This window comes from bacterium, assembly GCA_021158245.1.
In the GTDB taxonomy this organism is placed as follows: domain Bacteria; phylum Zhuqueibacterota; class QNDG01; order QNDG01; family QNDG01; genus QNDG01.
Genome location: JAGGVB010000057.1, coordinates 1 through 3774, shown reverse-complemented (window position 1 = coordinate 3774; position 3774 = coordinate 1). Strand labels below are relative to the sequence as shown.

2 protein-coding genes are annotated in these 3774 nt (G+C 37.2%); one reads left to right on the top strand and one right to left on the bottom strand.

Annotation, left to right across the window (positions count from 1 at the left end; translation table 11 throughout):
* On the bottom strand, nt 1–2206 hold a 2206-nt coding region (locus J7K93_03065), incomplete at its 3' end, for a right-handed parallel beta-helix repeat-containing protein (protein MCD6115972.1).
* Between the two features lie 426 nt (nt 2207–2632).
* Here J7K93_03065 and J7K93_03060 point away from each other — a divergent pair.
* A partial coding sequence (locus tag J7K93_03060; GenBank protein MCD6115971.1) for a PD40 domain-containing protein occupies nt 2633–3774 on the top strand: 1142 nt, incomplete at its 3' end.

The window sequence follows — 3774 nt, the reverse complement described above, 5'->3', positions numbered from 1 at the left end:
GAGATATTACCCACACAGTTCCGTTAAATCCGGGATCTGTATCAGGAATTTTAAAAATAATCGTATCAGGGCCTGCACTGCTGTTTGCAAGTTCAATTGCATTTCTTAAAGAACCTTCTCCTGTATCTGCTGTAGTTGTGACAACAATGTTTCCATAGAGCTTAGCTGCTGAAAACTCAGATGTATTGCCATCCGCGTCAGTTGCGGTGGCTGTAATCCACGGGCCTGCGACAGTACCTTCCCAGATAAAATGTCCTATATCGTCCGCCTGCACAGAGCCTTTAAAATTCTGGCCGCCTTGTTTATCAACGCCTGAAAAAATTTCAACTACTGAATTTGAAGGTGCAGTTCCAATTACTGAACCAAATTCTGTAATTACAGGAGATGTCAGCTCATTATTCCCTCCATCTGAATTATCTATCCCTTTCCATCCATTACTAAAAATACTGTTTTCTGTAATTCTGTTCTGTATGCTGTTTCCATAAATATAAATGCCGTTATATTTATTATATGCCACTACATTCCCCGGCCCAATTTCATTATTTGAACAATCGCTGAATAATTGAATACCATATTGCTTATTGCCCAATTCACCCGTACCAGTTACATCCACTCCAATTTTATTATTTGAAATTATAGAATTACTTATTGAACCGGACATGTACAGACCTGAAAGTTCATTGCCTGAAACGACATTTAAACTGCATGTAATATTTTGAAGGGTTCCGGTTATACTTATACCGTAATATTTGTTGTCTAAATTTCCTGTACCTGAAATATCAGTCCCAATGTAATTCCCAATTACTTCAGTCGAATCCGATTGATTAGAAGAAGAATAAATTCTTATACCTGATCCTTCATTTCCGGATATTACATTTCTATCCTCAGTAAGAGTGCCCCCGATTATATTACCTTTTCCGGAAGAAATAGATATACCGGAATATTTATTCCCTCTGCTTTCAATACCGAGAGGGTCTGTGCCTACCAGGTTACCTTTAATAATATTTCTACTGGGATAATTATAGCTTAGAGCAATCCCGTTAGATTTATTTGAAGAAATAACGTTTCCAGGGCCAATGACATTATGTGAAGCATAATAAATAATACTTACACCATTTATATTATTACCAAGGCTGTCCCCTGCTGCAGAGAGCCCTATGTAATTTCCTGCAACAACATTGTAACTGGTACCTTCTCCATAGATTTGAACTCCTTCAAAGCCATTACCTGAAATAACATTCCGCTGCTCTTCAGCTAATCCACCGATAAAATTGTACTGTGCATTAAGGTCTATCATCACACCATTTGCCTTATTAGGCAGGAAAGACGTTCCTGCTGCATTTGTTCCTATATAATTGCCAATTACATAATTACTGTCAGTTCCAACCTCGACTATTTCAATTCCATGGTTATAATTGCCGGAAATAACATTACCAGGCCCTATAATGTTTTCCCTGGCTTCAAAAGACAATTCAATTCCATAATTTAAATTACCAAGAGTATCTGTTCCTGTACTTGTTATGCCTATATAATTCCCGGATACATGGTTATCATGAGCACTACCTCTTATTACCAAACCAGAATATTTATTCCCGCTTATTATATTCCTCTCTCCCTCTTCTGTGCCTCCGATAATATTATCTGCTGCACCCATACTGATAAAAATCCCATAACCCTGGCCAGATACACGGCCCCCTCCGCTGTAATCGGGGCCGATAAAACACCCGTAAACTTTGTTGTTATCTCCATAAATACCTATGCCCCCTGCACTAAAACCATTAATCGTTAATGAGCCTACAATATTATAGTTGCTGTTAATTCCAAGGCCTTCAAAAGAACCAGCATGGAGTCCATTAATAACTATTTCAGGCCCAAAAGGATTACTATCCTCACCAATAAAAATAGCTTGTGAAGAACCGTCAATAAAAGTACTGTCATCATTAATTGCAGGTAACCGTGTCTGAACTTGAATTGTCCAAACACCCTTTAAGGGATCATACCCAGCATCTGTAGCAGGAATGTTAAAAATTATCGTGTCTGCTCCAGTATGACTATCTGAATTATTGATAGCTTCACGTAATGAACCTGCACCATTTTCAGATGTGCTTGTAACAATAAATGTGTCTGCTGATAGAACAGAAGTAAAAATAAAAATTATAACAAAAATAACAATCCTGCATACAGCTAAAGTTGTACAATTCTTCATAGTACTCCCCTCCAAATAGTTATTTAAGAAAGACATTATTATCATGCAAAATAGTGATAGAACTTAACCAGACGGCTTCTTCAACTAATTCAATAGAGATTATAACTACTTATGATAAAAAGTTTTAATTCATGGAATGTTTAAAGTCAACTACTAAATCAGTATAATTATTAATTTTTGGAAAGTCAATGTTTTTTAAATTACAACAAAATTAATTCTATAAAAATCTTGCATATTGTATAAATCCATATTATTTTAATTAAAAAAGAAGATCATTATGAAAATACAGAATTGGGTATAATAAATGGTGAAAAAAGGAGAATTCCTGCAAAAACTACAATTTTTTAGATTCTGCCTGAAGTGTATTCAATTTTGTGTCAAATTACTGCAGCATCAAACATGAGAAAATATTAAAATGAGGGGAAAATGTTAAAAAGAAAACTATTACTATTAGCAGCGTCAATCTTACTAATCTTTAATTTCCAGGCGCTGGCACAAAAACGCGCATTCACAATTGAGGATCTTTACAAGATTAAATCTGTGGGAGATGCGCAGGTTTCTCCGGACAGCAGAAAACTTCTATTTACAGTTGCAAAATACAATCTGAAAAAAGGCCAAAGTAATTCCGATATATTTTTAATGGATCTTACAAATAATGAAATTGTTCAAATGACCCGGAACAAAGCAGCGGATTTTCACCCTAGATGGTCACCTGACGGAAAAAGCTTTATGTTCCTATCTTCAAGGGGAAAAGGCCTGCAGATTTGGCTTATGCCTGTCAACGGCGGAGAACCGGAAAAAATCACTGATTTCCCAATAGGTATTTCAGATCCGATCTGGGCTGATAATAATCATATTGTTTTCTCTGCTGATGTGTTTCCCGAATACGGAGCTGATTTTGAGAAAAATAAAAAAGAGAGCGACTCTATGGGAAGCGGCCCCCTTCAGGCTCACATGGCAGATAAACTTCTGTACAGACACTGGACAGCATGGGCTGACGGAAAAAGAACTCATACATTTATTCTTGACGTAAAATCCGGAGACATTAAAGACCTTACTCCCGGAGATTACAATGCGCCGAGATTCTCTCTGGGTGGTAGTGGATATGCAGTATCCTCTGACGGGAAAGAACTCTGTGTTGTCTCAAACCACGATCCTGATCCATGGTCATCTACTAACGGAGACCTGTGGGTATGTTCTTCGGAACACGGTTACATAAAAAACATTTCGGAGCAGAACAGAGCTTTTGACGGCTCTCCCGTATATTCACCGGACGGAAAGTATATTGCATTTTTAAAACAGACAATTCCGGGATATGAATCTGACAAGATAAGGCTTGCTGTTTACAACAGAAACACAGGAAAAATCAGAACCCTGACGGAAAGTGTGGATTCATGGATAAACGAATTTGTCTGGTCTCCCGATTCAAAATCAATCTATTTTACAGCAAACCAAAAGGGAGACGTTCCTCTGTTTAAAGTTGATCTGAAATCAGGCAGAATAAAAAAACTGTTAACTGACAGAACCTTAAGAGGCATTGCAGTATCCCCTGACGGAAAATATATTGT